Annotated in this window: 15 protein-coding genes; 13 read left to right on the forward strand and 2 right to left on the reverse strand. The window is 36.2% G+C overall.

Annotated features, from left to right (window positions below):
- Positions 1-36 precede the first annotated feature (36 nt).
- Positions 37-1,260: a hypothetical protein gene (locus tag F0361_RS16435; protein ID WP_154920427.1), complete on the reverse strand. Its 1,224-nt coding sequence runs from the start codon at positions 1,258-1,260 to the stop codon at positions 37-39.
- 63 nt (positions 1,261-1,323) lie between these two features.
- On the opposite strand from F0361_RS16435, the gene F0361_RS16440 reads away from it, so the two are divergent.
- The 4 genes from F0361_RS16440 (at position 1,324) to F0361_RS16455 (ending at position 4,395) form a co-directional block, all read left to right on the forward strand.
- Positions 1,324-2,127, forward strand: coding sequence for a M23 family metallopeptidase (locus tag F0361_RS16440; RefSeq protein WP_154920428.1), 804 nt, complete (start codon positions 1,324-1,326; stop codon positions 2,125-2,127).
- Positions 2,128-2,150: 23 nt separating this feature from the next.
- Complete coding sequence (locus F0361_RS16445; RefSeq protein WP_154920429.1) at positions 2,151-2,333, forward strand: hypothetical protein; 183 nt, start codon at positions 2,151-2,153, stop codon at positions 2,331-2,333.
- A gap of 80 nt (positions 2,334-2,413) precedes the next feature.
- Positions 2,414-2,866 carry a JAB domain-containing protein gene (locus F0361_RS16450; protein WP_154920430.1) on the forward strand — a complete coding sequence of 151 codons (453 nt, stop codon included), beginning with the start codon at positions 2,414-2,416 and terminating at the stop codon, positions 2,864-2,866.
- Positions 2,867-3,033: 167 nt separating this feature from the next.
- Positions 3,034-4,395: an ATP-binding protein gene (locus tag F0361_RS16455; protein WP_154920432.1), complete on the forward strand. Its 1,362-nt coding sequence runs from the start codon at positions 3,034-3,036 to the stop codon at positions 4,393-4,395.
- 893 nt (positions 4,396-5,288) lie between these two features.
- Here the strand turns inward: F0361_RS16455 and F0361_RS16460 are convergent.
- A complete protein-coding gene (locus tag F0361_RS16460) occupies positions 5,289-5,954 on the reverse strand; it encodes a response regulator (RefSeq protein WP_161598256.1) in 666 nt (221 codons plus the stop codon).
- Positions 5,955-6,479: 525 nt separating this feature from the next.
- Here F0361_RS16460 and F0361_RS16465 point away from each other — a divergent pair.
- From F0361_RS16465 to F0361_RS16500, 9 genes are all read left to right on the forward strand, one after another.
- Positions 6,480-6,998 carry a UpxY family transcription antiterminator gene (locus F0361_RS16465; RefSeq protein ID WP_154920436.1) on the forward strand — a complete coding sequence of 173 codons (519 nt, stop codon included), beginning with the start codon at positions 6,480-6,482 and terminating at the stop codon, positions 6,996-6,998.
- A gap of 280 nt (positions 6,999-7,278) precedes the next feature.
- Positions 7,279-9,375 carry a carbamoyltransferase C-terminal domain-containing protein gene (locus F0361_RS16470; RefSeq protein WP_154920438.1) on the forward strand — a complete coding sequence of 699 codons (2,097 nt, stop codon included), beginning with the start codon at positions 7,279-7,281 and terminating at the stop codon, positions 9,373-9,375.
- The gene (locus F0361_RS16475; protein WP_154920440.1) at positions 9,339-10,163 is read left to right on the forward strand and encodes a helix-turn-helix domain-containing protein; all 825 of its coding nucleotides are present in this window, start codon (positions 9,339-9,341) and stop codon (positions 10,161-10,163) included. The genes F0361_RS16470 and F0361_RS16475 overlap by 37 nt, the downstream gene beginning before the upstream one ends.
- Before the next feature lie 62 nt (positions 10,164-10,225).
- On the forward strand, positions 10,226-11,122 hold the full coding sequence (locus F0361_RS16480; RefSeq protein WP_154920442.1) for a peptide arginase, FlmR/OhkR family: 897 nt from the start codon (positions 10,226-10,228) through the stop codon (positions 11,120-11,122).
- Positions 11,123-11,124: 2 nt separating this feature from the next.
- Positions 11,125-13,074, forward strand: a complete 1,950-nt coding sequence (locus tag F0361_RS16485; RefSeq protein WP_154920444.1) for a S41 family peptidase — start codon at positions 11,125-11,127, stop codon at positions 13,072-13,074.
- A 65-nt stretch (positions 13,075-13,139) separates the two neighbouring features.
- A complete protein-coding gene (locus F0361_RS18755) occupies positions 13,140-13,313 on the forward strand; it encodes a FlmA family RiPP peptide (RefSeq protein ID WP_161598257.1) in 174 nt (57 codons plus the stop codon).
- A 30-nt stretch (positions 13,314-13,343) separates the two neighbouring features.
- Positions 13,344-13,526 (forward strand): FlmA family RiPP peptide, encoded by a 183-nt coding sequence (locus F0361_RS16490; protein ID WP_154920446.1) that lies wholly within the window; start codon positions 13,344-13,346, stop codon positions 13,524-13,526.
- A 30-nt stretch (positions 13,527-13,556) separates the two neighbouring features.
- Entirely contained in the window at positions 13,557-13,739 is a 183-nt protein-coding gene (locus F0361_RS16495; RefSeq protein ID WP_154920448.1) for a FlmA family RiPP peptide, read from the forward strand.
- A 470-nt stretch (positions 13,740-14,209) separates the two neighbouring features.
- Positions 14,210-15,670, forward strand: a complete 1,461-nt coding sequence (locus tag F0361_RS16500; protein ID WP_154920450.1) for a radical SAM/SPASM domain-containing protein — start codon at positions 14,210-14,212, stop codon at positions 15,668-15,670.
- The last annotated feature ends 30 nt before the right edge of the window (positions 15,671-15,700 follow it).

The following is a 15,700-nucleotide window of genomic DNA, read 5'->3' on the forward strand; positions in this document are numbered from 1 at the left end:
TATGATGGAAAAAGGGCGGGAGCGCCCTTTTTCTTTTTATTGTGCGATACGATACTCCTCCACTTGCACCTCCTTTCCTTCGTTTTGTAGGGGAGGGATTTCCTCCCATTCCAAATTCCAATCGACTTTTTTTGGCTTGAGTATGTCCAAGGTCGTATGTAGAAAGTTTTTGTAATAGCTCCAAATCATCAATTGTAGCGCATTGATTTCCAAAGGAACCCTTAAGTTTATTTGCTCCCCGTCCTGGGACAACACCAAACTATAGGCGTTCACCAAGTGCTGGTCCAAAATGGATCGGTGTTTTAAAAAGTGCTTCCGCAATCCCTCATTGTAATCCCTACAGTGCGTGTAGAATCGGGCAAAGGCCTTCGGGTCTTTTTGCCTGCATTGAATTTGAATGGCCCCATCCGCAACACGCAATCTAAAATCTTCCTCCATGAAGGATATAAAATGCAAATCCCGAACAAATCCTGCAATTTTACTGTCGCCTGTAAAGGAGAGCATTATCTTCTTCACTTTGGTCAGTCGATGGATTTGGAATAAAATGCGGGTAGTCGTATGATTGATACTTCCTAAGGCCAGATATACGGCATTTTTCAATTGGAATCTTTGGTGAAAGGCCATAGCCTCCTTAGGATTCGAAAAAACAAAAAGGGCCTCGATTTTTTCGGGGATTTGGGAATACCATAGACCATGTTCCATCGCTGATTCCCCATAGGGATGAATGTCTTCCAAGTCGTCCTCAAAATACCCGCATACTTCGTTTTGTATATTATACAAAGGGAACAAAATGCGTTTGTCGGGGCCTTGTCCAAAACGATTTTCGAAAACTGAATCCCCGGCCACGGACGTGTACAAAGGATGTTCCAATGCTGTAGGTCGGGACAAATAGGTATGGAAATGATTGAAATCCTTTTTGACCGTTTTGAATGCTGGTTCATACTTTTCGGTAAGTACAAGGTCGGAGTCTTTCGAAAGCTTGTTATAAAATTCGAAAACCTTGTCCCAAAGAGGTATGCGAGGATTGGTTTCCATTTTGGCCATATAGGAAACAACCAAATCAAAGGCTTCCAACTTCTTTTCAGGGCTTTGAACTTCGTAATACCGATAGCCTTCCTCGGTATGAATCAAGATTACATGGCTTCCCTGAAATCGATATAGGGCATAGCTATCCTCCTGTTTTAAACAAGCGCCTCCGAAGTGACGAAGCAACCGTGGAAGGTGCAAATGTAAATTTGAATGTTCCCTGTTTGTATTCATTATTATTTGTAAATAAATATTATTATTGTAAATAATTATAACAAATCTACTAAAATATTTGAATTGACAAAGTCTTTCCTTAAAAAAGTGTTACGGGGACAACCTAGTGGCTTTCCACAAAAGACAATCAGCTACTGGATGTATCTAGCGGGGTTATTGTTATGTGTTGTGCTGTATAGCCCCAAAGCAACAAAGGAAGGGCCTACACTTGGAAGTACCCGTACGAGAGATACCCGATCCATAGGAAAAGCAGTTTCTCTCCTTAGTATAGATTCAAAGGACCTTTCAGAACAAAATATCCATTCGGTAGCTTTTTATGGAGAGGCAAAGAAAACCTTTGAAGGTTTAGAAGGTATAAATCCTAGTGCGGATTTCTATAGATGTAATGAGGTGCTACGGCATGCGTCACAAATACCCTCCATTACTCCACTGCGGATACAGACTTTCCGGATTTCAAGTGCCTATGGTATGCGCAAACATCCTATTTCAGGAAGGTATAAAAATCATAAGGGCTATGATTTGGCGGCCCCCAAAGGAACTCCTGTCCATGCCACGGCAAGTGGCCAGGTAAAAGTAGTGGACGTTAAGGATGGGTATGGACGGGTCATTGTCCTTGGCCATTCCGATGGATTTGAAACCTTATACGCCCATCTGGAAGCATCCTTTGTTGAGGTCGGTGACCGAATCGAACAGGGCCAGGTAATTGCCAGCGTTGGAAATTCAGGAAACGTTACGGGTTTTCACCTGCACTATGAACTGATCCGCCATGGGAAACCTATCGACCCTCAAAAGTCTTTTGGACGTAAACGAAGCATACTCCGAAAGTGGTTGCTAGGCCGAATAGAAAATGGATCGGAAATTCCTTGAATGGGTAAGAAGTTATATTGGCGTTGGCCGGGCTATACGCGGTACCGCCGGTTGGGCTGCCCAAGAAAGGGGATAGGGTACTGCAATGGTATCGGTTGGAAACAGGCCGTCCGGCCTACCAAGGCGATATTGCTACTATCCCTAACGCAAGGCCCTATGGGGCCTTTTTTTGTGGAAAGGGAAAGAAAGACGGGGGAGGGGTTTGAGGGGTTTTTGGTCGGTTTTCCAAGTGATAGGAGGTATCTTGTAGTAAAGGAAGTACCCTCAAAACCAAAGGATTCACATCATGGAAACAGTCGTCAGCGAAATTCAGGTCAGCTATCACAACCAAGCCCTTTTTCAATCCCAAAAGCCCCTTGTGGATTCCAAATCGGTGGCCGACCTCCTTTATCATTCTTGGAACAAGGATGCTATCGGCCTACACGAATCCTTTAAAGTACTGCTTCTCAACAACAACAATAAGGTCAACGGTATCTTTGAACTCTCCCGAGGGGGTATCTCCGGCACCGTTGTAGATATACGGATCCTTTTCGCGGTGACCCTAAAATCCCTTTCCGTGGCCATGATATTGGCCCATAACCACCCCAGCGGTACCCTGCGACCCAGTGAAGCCGATAAACAGATTACCCAAAAAATAAAAAAGGCGGCCGAATTTTTCGACATACGGGTACTTGATCATATTATTCTCTCTCCATTGGAGGAAGACTATTTCAGTTTTGCGGATAACGGTATCCTATAAGTATAGTTAATAGCTTTTTTCCATTCTTTTCTAGAGTATAGCCCCAAATTCTTGGGGCTTTTGTGGTTAAATACCCCTTATTTCTATACATAAAATCATAAAAACATCCTTTATTTTGTTACAAATATTATTTATAACTACCTTTATTCTGTTACAAAAATCAATACATGGCCTTCTATAGACATGCAATGAAGTCCCTAGAGGACTGGAAAACCCGCAAAAACCGCAAGCCCCTGGTCCTCCGTGGTGCCCGCCAGGTGGGAAAAACGACCCTTGTACAGGAATTTGGTAAATCCTTCGATGTCCTTATTTCCCTTAATCTGGAAAAATCAAGGGATAAGGCCTTTTTTACCCAATACGGGGAAGTGCCGACCATCATGGAGGCCCTTTATTTGGCCCATAACATAATACCCAAGAAAGGACAGGAAATCCTGCTCTTCATCGATGAAATCCAAGAGGAACCCAAAGCCATTCAATTATTGCGCTATTTCTATGAAGAAATACCAGAATTGCATGTCATCGCTGCAGGGTCCTTATTGGAATTTGCCATTCAAGAGGTGGAAAGTTTTCCCGTGGGACGTATCGAATTCCTATACCTATTTCCGCTGAATTTTTCGGAGTATTTACAGGCCATTGGTCACTACACTGGGTTTATGCAATTGGAAACGGCCCCCGTTTCCCCCATTGCCCATGACACCCTGCTACAACTTTTTCATCGGTATGCCATTCTTGGAGGCATGCCGGAAATCATTCAACGCACCATCGATGGGGAAACCTTGTCGCAATTACCACGCACCTATGAAAGTATCTGGGGAACCTACAAGGAGGACGTAGAAAAATATGCATCCAATGCTACGGAACGGAAGGTCATAAGACATATCATGGATACGGCCCCCATGTATCTGGACCAACGCATAAAATTCCAAAACTTCGGGAATTCCAATTACAGATCCCGAGAGGTAGGGGAAGCCCTCCGAAACCTAGATGCGGCCAAAATCATTCAATTGATATATCCCACCACGGAACTGACACCACCCATAAAACCCAACCTTAGAAAATCTCCAAGGCTCCAATTCTTGGATACTGGGCTTGTGAACCATGCCCTAAACATTCAAGGCCAGCTATTGGGTCTATCAGATTTAAACGATGCCACAAGGGGAGGCATCATCCCCCACCTGATTACCCAAGAACTGATTTCCTTGCAAACGATTCAGTATCTTAAACCCCATTTTTGGGTGCGTGAGAAAAACCAGGCTTCCTCGGAAGTGGATTTGGTTTACGTGTATAAGGACTTGGTCATCCCAATTGAAATCAAATCGGGTCCCACTGGTTCCCTCAAATCCCTACACCAATTCATGGACCGGGCACCCCATCCCTTTGCGATTCGAATGTACGCAGGCAAATTTAAAATGGATGAAGCGGTAACTGATTCAGGAACTAAATTCCTGTTAATGAACCTTCCCTATTACCTTGGGACGATGCTTCCTTCCTACATCAAAATGTTTACTGAAAATGCTTCTTTATCTTGAATCGCTTTGAATATCTTGGTGCTATGGGCCGGTGTACAAACATGGTAGTTTTCACATTACCTGCCCATCGGAGACACATCTGTCTTGAGAAACGACCAAAGGGCTTTGTTGGAGAAAGGAAACAAGTGAAAAATCTATTTGCAAATATAATATGACAACAGATAGTCCTTGGAATATTTCAGAAGCGATAGCTTTTTCAGTGCCAATGATTCAAGTTGGAAGTAGGTCTTCATAAAAGGAATATAACAGGAAAAGTCTTATGATTTGGGAATATTTAAGGTAGAGAATGTCCTTAGTAAATTCAGTTGGAATTTAACTTACAATGGTAGGTGATCCCAATAGATGTATTTCGGAATATTTAGGAAATTAAGCATTACAATATCATTCTCTGTGAGAATGCTGTCCATTTTGAAATTCTTTTGGGTTGACAGATCTTCTGCACATTCTATAGATAGGATAATAGAACAATATGCTATTTGCTGCATAAAGGAATAGTATGAATTTGCGGCTCGGTTTTAAGACTTTGATGAAGAAAAAATCTAAGATAGAAAAAGGACGATTTTTAAATGTCGGGCAACCTAAAACTTTTTCTTGATTTTTTCTCCATATAGTGAACCTAGGTAATTCTTTCATTCAAGAGGTGGGCTATTCCCTCGCGATTACTGAATTGGTAATCCTAGTTCAAGAACGAGGTGTTTGTTATTTATGCTTGATTTCCATATTCCTAAATTTGTACTACAATTTAATTCAAAAGGAATGGCCTTTTAGGAAAAAATGTTAAGAGAGTAAATTCGTCGAAATTTTAAATCGGGTTTAAAAAGATTAAAATGTCTTTTTACAAAAAAAATCAAGTCAGACCTTTAGGATAATTTTGATATTTCACCAACGGTTTGTTAAAGTATATAGCCTTTTTCACGGGCAACATCTAACAATTGTTTATCGCTACCATATGGAATGCCGAATACTGTTTTCAATCTTTTTTTCCTCCGTTCTATGGTAGCCATTGATAAGGGGACCAGCCGAGGTAAATTTTTTGTCAGTTCTCCTTTGGATAGAAAATAAATGATTTGCATATCCAATGAATCAACGAAAAAGTCATCGTAGGAAGTACTTTGTTTGGACAAATTCCTTACTGAATCACTATAATATTTGTTACCTTCTAGTACCGTAATAACAGAATCGCTCAAAATTTTAATGGACAAATCAGACTTTATTAGAAACCCTTCTGGGCTTAAAGATTTTATAATGTTAGTTATCCGCTGTTCATCCCTTAATGAAGTGTGAACTATTATTTTTGTTTCTGGGAATTGCTTCCTTATAAAAAGACCTAAATCTTCACCTCCAGTAATCTTTGATGTTTTTGAAGAAGGTAATTTTATGTCTAAAAATACCATCTTAAAGAAATTCGATTTAGTGTTATTTAATTTATTAATAGCCTCATCACAATTACAAGCACCATCAATATGGAGGGATAGTCCAGAATCTTCCAAGCATGTTTTGTACCCCGTTATCGTAATGGGATGATCATCTATTACCAATATTGATGCTTTTGGTGTCAAAATGGTTAAATTAATGTGTTAGATTGGGGGGATACTAATATTCTTAATCAACAATAGTTAGACCTATCTTATATATATTAATAAAATCGCCTTGTTACAATCACTAACTAATTCTTATTTAAAACATTAAGATAACTTGTTTAGATATAAATAGGTAATAATCTACTTAAATTGAGGGAAAATCCATCAATAGTTTATATTATGTGACGTAATAAAGGGAAACAGAACCATTTTTTATAAGTTCTTTACAGTTAAGCTCTAACACAATAAATATTGAGGGGAATACCCTCAATAACATTGGAAGATTTTTCTTACTATTGAATAATGCCCCGAATTTAGTTCAGTAAATATCTCGATGTAAGTCGAAGTGGCGTAGCCCTATCTATTTATTACACGTCAAACACCGTCTAGATATTTTACCCTATGGATTAAAAGAATTAATTATTTCTTATAGTCTATAGTTTACCAAATTCTACAATTAACCTACTAGCAGTGATATCTGTTATATATCTAAATTAAATCGATATGAACACTAATCAATCAGGATGGCATGTATTGTATGTTAAATCACGATGGGAGAAAAAGGTTTTCGATTCACTTGAAGAAATCTCATTGAAGGCCTTTCTACCTAGGATAAAAGTGATTAACCAATGGAAGGATAGGAAAAAAGCGGTCCATAAACCGTTATTTTCTAGTTATGTTTTTGTCTATATCAAATCCTCCCTGGAATTCTACAAAGCTTTGTCAATAGATGGAGCATGTGCCTACATTCGTTTTGGAAATGAATATGCAACCGTAAGGGAAAAGGAAATTGAGCATATTCGCCTTTTAATAGGTGATAAGGAAATAACCAATATTGAAACGGGGGTAAAAATGCCAAAAATCGGTGATTACAAAAAAATTTTATTCGGACCATTGAAAGGGTTGGAGTGTGAGGTGCTAAAGGCGGATAATTACGGTAAAATTTTTGTGCAAATCAACTCGCTAAGACAAAATATCATGGCCACTGTACCCCTCCACCATTTGGAAGAAGTTTTAACATAGAAAAGAAAGGTGGAATGTCCAATGAAGTAACAAAAGTAATTCCAACTGGCATTTACTGAACTGAGGTGACAACCACTTTGGAATTGAAAATCTTAAAAAATCGATTATACCAATAGTGGAGCTTCCATTTTTTGAAGTAGTGCCTAGTCACAATAATTTTATGGTCATGAACCAATAATGGATTATCGATGTTAAACCAAGATTCCAAAAATAAGATACGGAAGAGGAAAACAGATAAAATAGGAAAAAATTGTTTTACGCTAAATAATGTTTTGCACGTATGCCCAAGAAACATAAGTATGTATTAGGAACCAATTTATCCCACGATGGTTCCTCTTGCCTTATAAAGGACGGAAAAGTCGTTGTCGCCATTGAAAAAGAAAGAATTACAAGAGTGAAACATGACGGGGGAAATGATAAGTTAACAATGAAATATTGCTTGGATGCGGAGGGTATAAGCTTAAAGGATGTTGATGTCATTGTCCAGAATGCCAATTTTGGCATGTTTGAGTACGGTAATTCTTATTATAAAGGAGATAGACTAGTCACGGATGATATGAATGATAAAGTATTTACAATATCTCATCATCTAGCACATTGTTATAGTGTAATAGGTACCTGCCCCTTTGACAATTTTAATATTTTGGTTAGTGATGGTTGTGGTTCTCAATTTGATGACTGTTTGGATTTAAATCCGTATGGGTCTCCAACGAATTTTATAACATGTGGATTGGATCATTTATTTGCGGAGAAGGATAGCTATTATAGTTATGAAAATGGATCCTTGACAACACTATTCAAAGATTTTTCCGAATTCGGATACGAGGAAAAGTTATATCCCATGCATCCTAACTCGACAAAACATTCAATAGGTGGGATTTATTCAGCTGTAAGTAGATATTGCTTCGGCAGTACTAGTGATACCGGAAAGCTAATGGGACTAAGTCCATATGGAAAAGAGGGAGTCTTCACAGATCAAATTTTTAGACTCGAAGACAACCGAGTATTCGTAGAATATGATTGGATGCATCAATTCTTAAATCCTGTTCGGTCCTTTAAACAGTTTAAGGAGAATTTTCAATATTACGCAGATATTGCTTATTGGACACAAAAGGAGCTGGAACGAGCAATTTTGTATTTATTTGAAAGTAGGCTATCTATGGGATTCAAAAGCAATATAGGTTATGCCGGTGGAGTTGCTTTAAACGCAGTGGCCAATGCTCAAATACTTAATAAAACTGAAGTTAAGAACTTATTCATGCAACCTGCTGCTGGTGACAATGGAATTGCTCTTGGTTGTGCTTACTACGGATGGTTAAGTGTATTGGACAACAAAAGAGAATTACATGATCAATCTACTTGCTTTGGGAAAGTGTATTCCAATAAAGAGATTTCAGAGTCAATTGCTTTGTTTGAAAAAAAGAAAAGTGACTCAACTAAACTCATCGAAGGTTTTTTGTATTTATTGCCGTTATATTTCAAAAAAACCTTGCAGATACGCGCACCCTATTGGATTAAACTCAATTTTGATGACATAAAAAATTATTACATTTTTGTCCAATCTAGTGGGATTTCAATCCATTCTACATTCGTTCAAAACCCATCAGCCACACTTAGTTGCAAAATCAAGGATTTCTTTGATTTTTTATACTCTCCAGGGTTATTCAGCTCAGGAATAATATTCTGCAAAAAATTACTTGATACGCCGGAGATATCGATAGATAATCATTTCATGTTACAAACATTATTTAGTAATGTTGATATTTTTGGACTAATTAAGGCGTTTAAACTAATATCCGACCAGCACAGTACAGCTCAAAACCCTCCTATTTTTTGCAATGATGCGGATTTGATAAAGCAGACGGCAAAATTATTGAGTCAAGGCAAGATCATCGGTTGGTTTCAAGATGAGTCCGAATTTGGTCCAAGAGCATTGGGTAGGAGAAGTATTTTAGCCGATCCAAGGACACCAAACGTGGATAATTACATTAATTCAAAGATTAAATTTAGGGAGGACTTCAGACCTTTTGCTCCCTCGATAATCGAAGAAGAGGTAAATACCTATTTTGAGAATGGGTTTCAAAGTCCCTACATGATTTTGATTGATAAAATTAAAGATGAGTGGATACCCCAACTTAAATCTGTAATACATATCGATCTATCAAGTAGAGTACAGACGGTAAGAAAGTCCCAACACCATAAATTCTATAATTTACTTAAAGAGTTTGAAAAAGTTACTGGACTCCCTTTACTACTTAATACTTCTTTTAATTGCAAAGGTATGCCCATAGTAGAAACCCCTTTGGATGCTATAGAGTTTTTTTTCAATTGTGAGTTGGATTGCCTCGTATTAGGGAACTACCTTATTCAAAAGTAGAAAGAGAAACCCCAAAGCCTTCATTATTTAAGAGAAATATTTTGATACCAAAAAAAATATTCATCTGTGGAAATAGTCTTTTAAGCAAGATTGTCCAAGAATATATTCCTGTTGAAACAAGGATTGAGGACTTATCTCTTATTAAAGGAAAAATTGGCCAAGGGCAGTACAATTCATCTATGGTCTTAATCGCTGCTTTGGCCGATAAGAGCGATTTGGCAAATGAAATTTTTGAACTAAAATCAACTTTTAAAAATCTATTTGTTCTAATCGTTCTTAAGGAGAAATTTTTTGATTTCGCAAGATTGTGTGGCAAAAAGGGTATAGATAAAGTATTGCATGTAAGTGAACTTGGAGGAATTGTAAATGTCTTAGATCAAATTAATTTTCAAAGGACACGCATCACTTTAAAAGATTTCGGAATAAAAAAAAGTGGTCTTTCACAAATGGCAGTTGAGGGATTGAAAATTATTGAAAAGGATTATATACAAATAAAAAGTACACAGGAAATTGCAAATAGGATGCGTATTCATGAAAGTACTTTAATAAGGGAGTTCAAAAAATATGACCTGTACAGCCCTAAAAAGTTGTTGATGTACTTTAAGGTATTCCATTCCCTTAAACTAATTGAGTTAGAAACATTTTCTATAAAGGAAATCGCTTATTCATCTGGTTTCACCAATGAAAAACGATTCATTGAATGTTTCGATAGAATCATTAATATGACACCTGGGCTATTCCAGGCTCAGAAAAACTTTATGTTCAAAAAAAGTAGTTTAAGTCAATAAAACGGAACGCATGACAATAAACAGGTATTGTCTCATATACAACTAGTTAGGACATTTACGCTATGGATAATGCAATCAAGACGATTATAGTAGAAGAACACAACGAAGCTTTTTTCGTGTGGCATTATGCAATTAAGGAGGGATATATAAAAAAAGAGGGCAATTGTCTTTTTCACATCGATGAGCATTCTGACATGAATGTTCCTTTTTTTAATACATCCATAAACGACTTAAATGGTGACTTACAAAAAGTTGATGATTTTACCGACGAAGAAGTTGCCATTGCTGGTTTTATCACCCCGGCTGTTTATATGGGCATATTTGATAACGTCTATTGGATTAAAAGAAAGCACCGCAAAAGATCAGCAAAAAATTTTGATTTATTCATTGGATCTCATAACGACGAAGGTAGAAAATTGATGTTAGGTGAGATTCAGGACAATGGAAAATTGGATATGACATCCAAAAGATTTAATTACTTAAAGCTGGAGCCTCACGAAATTCAAGGAGATTGTCAGAATGTTATCCTAGATATAGATTTGGATTTCTTTTCATGCAGTGGTAATCCAAATTTTAATGAAAAATTATTCGTTGAGATTTCAAAATCTGAATACGATAACTTCAATAGTGACCGCTATCATAGATTGAGATATGTAAATATTGGTAAAATTGGAACATTAAAAAGGGAGGGCAAATATTACTATGTATTCAACGATTATGAGGGTGTGCAAACTGAAAACCAAAGACTTACCGAAAGTGAGATAAAAGAAGAAATAGAAAGGTTTGTGGGTTATTTGGATATAAATAATATAAGGCCCAGTCTAATAGATATCTGCCGTTCCAGGTTTAGCGGTTATACCCCAAAGGATCAATGGGAGTTCATAGAGAAGCATTTAATAGATGCCCTGAGCAAAATTTACCCATTGGAAATTGAAATGAAAGGAAGCTTAGTTTACTAGAGATGAAGAATATCATAAAGTATTTACTGGTTTATATCGTACTTAATCTGAGTAATGGATTTGCCATATTTGGCCAAAATGCCGATTGGAGTGCCTATTATTTTGAAGAAACATTAGTGGATACATTATACTCCATTAGAGGGGATGACCAAGTAATCTTTGATGAACAAATTTCTTTCCCGGCCTTTGGATATTATGATAGGACTTTTCAAAATGGATTTAGATTACCAAAAGTATATAATGATACCGAAAAAAATAATAGTACATGGCGTAAAAAATTGAATCAGTCCATAAAGACAGAGTCTGATATCACCCAAGTTTACTATAAGGTATCTGTACAAGATGTAAATTCTATGGTAATTTCTCTTCATGATAGTTTAACAGATAATTGGTTGGTTTATAAAACAAATTTCGATTATAGCGGATTTCAATTTCCGGGAACTATATCATTGAGTGAATTCAATCTCTTTTCTGAAAATCAACCTATTAAAGATGGTTTGACTAAAACTATATTGGCAATAGATGAAATAAATATAGAATCAGTAGGCTCAAAAGAAGGAAAATTAATTGTGGATTATTTCTTAATTGGTAATGAAAAAAGCATTCGTAAAGAAGTTATCCACCCATTTTTCGATGACCTTTTAGGTTTCAATCATACACTTGAAGAGATGAAGGTGGATTATGTGAATCCCGTTATCCATACACCATCGTCAGATCATATCTATGGCAAGATTGATGGCAGAGTGTATTTGGAAACCCTAGATTGGAATCTAGAAAAGGAAAAAGGACAAATTGTGGGTTTACTTTCTAAATGTATCGAAGAATACCCCTTTTATATAGAGAGAAACATAAAAAAATCAGAAACTAAGTTGTCGTTTGACATCCTAATCAATGAAATAAAGAATGATGAATACTGCTTATTTATTAATAAGTTATCTGATTTTATCAAGGTAAGATTTAATGACCCACATTTTAAGATATCGGTTTCCAAAGACTGCAGGAAAGATAATACCGTTTTTAAATCCGGTCCTATAAGATTTGTCGAAATTAATAATGACTTTAAAATTGCTGCAATTTTAGATACCATTTATGCAAATTCTTCATTGGGGGATAATTTGATAATGATTGATGAATTTCAGGTTGAGAAAATAAAAGATTCAAAAGACATTCAATCATTACTTAAAAAGACCAGCAATGATTCGACCCTACTACTTTTAGAAAATTCAGATAACGAGTTATATAACTTGGTTATGTACTACGATAGACCCCCAACAATACCAAGGGACTTTAAGATTCCAAAGCATGGCGATTTTAAGCTTTTCGACAACAATTCAATTTCATATCTAAAACTTAATTCATGGGGCTTGGATGTTCACACTCGAATGGTCAATGTTTGGGATAAAATAGTTGATTCGGACACCTTTGTCTTAGATTTAAGAGGCAATGGCGGAGGAGAACAGATTGCTACACTGAGGATGCATTCATTATTTATTAATTCGCCCCAAAGGTTTACTTCATTCGAAGATGGTAGTACCCTTATTACGGAACCAAATTCAAAACTTTTTTTTCCGGATAAGCAATTGCTGATTTTATTGATAGATGCCAGGACCGCTTGTGGATCTGAATCATTTATTTCAGCTATCAATGACCGTCCGAATACGATAATAGTGGGAGACGAAAAAACCTACGGCGCTCTTTCCAGTAGATATGACATTAATTTCCCATCAAATACAACAATTGCTGTAAACTGCATTAATCCAAAGGATAAATTGAGTGAAAAAATTGAAAATCTAGGTATAGCACCAGACGTAAAGGTCCAACTTAAGAATGTATCGGATTTAGTCCCATATAATGACAAGGTATTATTGCAAGCATTAAAAATTTCACGGCAAACTCATGCTAATGCAAATTATAAGAATGTTGGCGAATTAAGAAGTCAAGAGTACGAATAAGCATTTGGAATTTAAATAATTGTTTTTAGAGTAAACAGTTAATAATAAAAATAAAATCTCTTAAAATGAAAAAAGTAAAAAAGAATTTAGAAAATCAAAGTAATCGTTTAAAAGAATTAATCAAGCCCGATAATACTAGTCAAAGTCTTATTGCGGAGGCAGAGTTTTTATGTGGGGAACATAATGTTGCCTGTCGTAGGAATAACAGTATTATCGATGAAGATGATATTTTATTTTAAATAGTTTGTTTAACCTTAAATTAATAAGTCATGAAAAAAACATCAAAACCTATGGGTCAAATTATTGACCAGAGCAATCGACTAAAAGAGTTGGTAAAGCCAAATCGTGAAGATTTAGGCTTACTTCAAGAAGCAGAGTTTTTGTGTACAGAACATAATGCTGGCTGTCGAAGAAATGGTAGTATCATTGATGAAGATGATATTTTATTTTGAATTTATTGTTTAACCTTAATTTAATAAGTCATGAAAAAAGAAGTATCGAAAAAAGCAGGTCAAGTTGTTGACAACAGTAACCGATTGAAAGAATTGGTAAAGCCGACAGCAAGTGAAAGCTTGCTACAGGAGGCAGAGTTTTTATGTGGTGAGCACAATGCTGCATGTCGCAGAAACAATAGCATTATTGATGAAGATGATATCTTATTCTAAATCAAGTTAAAAGAAGTTTCTGAAATTATGGGATTTCTGTTGAGAATATTTTTTCAACAGAAATTCCTTGTATATAAGTTTTTCCTCCTAAACTTTTATTGTAAAACGAGGGAAATTTTAATTATTAAAAGCGCCATACATCGTATGGCTAAAGTATATTTAGCTTCAGTTTATCCCTAATTGGTTTACAGATAATTTTTCTGTTATTAATCCATTTCATAATTCCTTACTAATGGCTTTCATTGTCATTAAGCAGGCTTATCATCCGACCCGGTTATAAAATTCATATTCAAGTCTTTGAAAATATTCCAATGACTTGAAATCGCATTCCATAGAATTGGAGTGGTCAATACAGTATTTTATTTAATAAGAAACTGACTTTGCTATTTTTTGAGGCTAAGGTATCATCATTAAAGAAATATCTACACAGTCTATCAATTTGCTTCCAGAACAATTTAAAAAATTCAATTATGAAAAATGTAAAATTAAGTCATTATAGTATTCTGTTCCCTGTAGAAGAGAGGAGTGAGTTTATGTTATACAATACGAGAACGGGTGGCTTGTCCATTTTAGATGATAAACTCGGTAGCACGCTTCAAGATCTTAAAGCCCAAGGGAATATGCCATTACAAGATTTCAACGGTTATACAAAAGAAATTAATAATCTGTATGATCAAAAATTTATAGTCGATGCTAAAATCGATGAAAAAAAGGAATTTCATGACAATTATTTAGCTCAACGGGAAAGGGCAAATCAATATTTAGATAAGACGAGTATAAATTTAACGATAGGCACTACTATCATTTGTAACATGGGTTGTCCCTATTGCTTTGAATTTGTTAAACCAAACAAAACACTCAAAGATGAGGGTAACATTAAAGGAATTATCCGATTTCTAGAGGATATGATACAAAAAGCACCCGTGGGTGAATGGACCCGTTTTAACCTTACGTGGTACGGAGGTGAACCACTAATCAATAAGAAGGTAATAGAAACCTTAACTCCTGAAATTCTTGATCTCTGCTCAAAACATAACATAGATTATCATTCCAATATTATAACCAATGGACTATTGCTGGATTTAGATACTTGGAATTTCCTAAAAAAACACAAGGTTAATACAGTGCAGGTAACAGTAGACGGAACAAAGGAAATTCACGAAAAGAGCAGACCATTAAAAGGGAAAAAAGGTCCAAACTATGAAAAAATTCTTGAAAACCTTTCGCTTATACCTGAAGGTATGGAACTGAACTTGAGGATGAATGTAGATAGAAAAGTCGCCGCTGTATTCGAAAGATTCTTTGAAGATTTGGACTCATATGGGATTTGGCCCAAATTGAATGACCGAGTAACCATTTCCCCTGCGTGGTTAAGAACTTATGAAGAAGCCGGAGAAACGGATACAATGGATAGATATCAATATGATGAGTACTTTGATGCAATTCAAGACTTGAGAACAATTCAACTTAAAATCTATAATGATTGGGCCCTTAAGAATAACAAAAAAAATGGGAAATTAAAGTTTATAATGCCATCACAAGAAAAGGAGTGTCCTACATGGGTATCACCTTATGGTATAGTCATTGACCCGGAAGGAAATATCCACAAATGTTGGGAAACAATACATGACGATAAGTTGAGTATTCATCATGTTTCGGAAGGATACGATGTTGAAAGGTTCAAAAAATATGTCAACTATGACCGTTTTGACGTTCATGAAGAATGTTATAATTGCCCATATATACCAGTGTGCGACCAGCTTTCATGCTCGGTACAGACCGAAAACAATACAAAGCCACCATGCACATATTGGAAAACAAGGACCGAAAAAGTCTTGAAGGAACAATATCTATTACTTGAAAGAGATCCAAATGCAATTGAAAGACCGGTTTTTGAAGTTAAGGAGATGCAGGGCCATGCCAACAAATAAGTTCTAATGATTCAACCTCATGTCGAATTT

The organism is Maribacter flavus (assembly GCF_008386635.1).
Taxonomy (GTDB): Bacteria; Bacteroidota; Bacteroidia; order Flavobacteriales; family Flavobacteriaceae; genus Maribacter; species Maribacter flavus.

Bases quoted from the DNA above. Each gene is read 5' to 3' on its own strand.
- F0361_RS16465 (WP_154920436.1), top strand. From the start codon at position 6,480: ATGAACACTAATCAATCAGGATGGCATGTATTGTATGTTAAATCACGA.
- F0361_RS16435 (WP_154920427.1), bottom strand. From the start codon at position 1,260: ATGAATACAAACAGGGAACATTCAAATTTACATTTGCACCTTCCACGG.
- F0361_RS16490 (WP_154920446.1), top strand. From the start codon at position 13,344: ATGAAAAAAACATCAAAACCTATGGGTCAAATTATTGACCAGAGCAAT.
- F0361_RS18755 (WP_161598257.1), top strand. From the start codon at position 13,140: ATGAAAAAAGTAAAAAAGAATTTAGAAAATCAAAGTAATCGTTTAAAA.
- F0361_RS16470 (WP_154920438.1), top strand. From the start codon at position 7,279: ATGCCCAAGAAACATAAGTATGTATTAGGAACCAATTTATCCCACGAT.
- F0361_RS16500 (WP_154920450.1), top strand. From the start codon at position 14,210: ATGAAAAATGTAAAATTAAGTCATTATAGTATTCTGTTCCCTGTAGAA.
- F0361_RS16485 (WP_154920444.1), top strand. From the start codon at position 11,125: ATGAAGAATATCATAAAGTATTTACTGGTTTATATCGTACTTAATCTG.
- F0361_RS16495 (WP_154920448.1), top strand. From the start codon at position 13,557: ATGAAAAAAGAAGTATCGAAAAAAGCAGGTCAAGTTGTTGACAACAGT.
- F0361_RS16450 (WP_154920430.1), top strand. From the start codon at position 2,414: ATGGAAACAGTCGTCAGCGAAATTCAGGTCAGCTATCACAACCAAGCC.
- F0361_RS16455 (WP_154920432.1), top strand. From the start codon at position 3,034: ATGGCCTTCTATAGACATGCAATGAAGTCCCTAGAGGACTGGAAAACC.
- F0361_RS16480 (WP_154920442.1), top strand. From the start codon at position 10,226: ATGGATAATGCAATCAAGACGATTATAGTAGAAGAACACAACGAAGCT.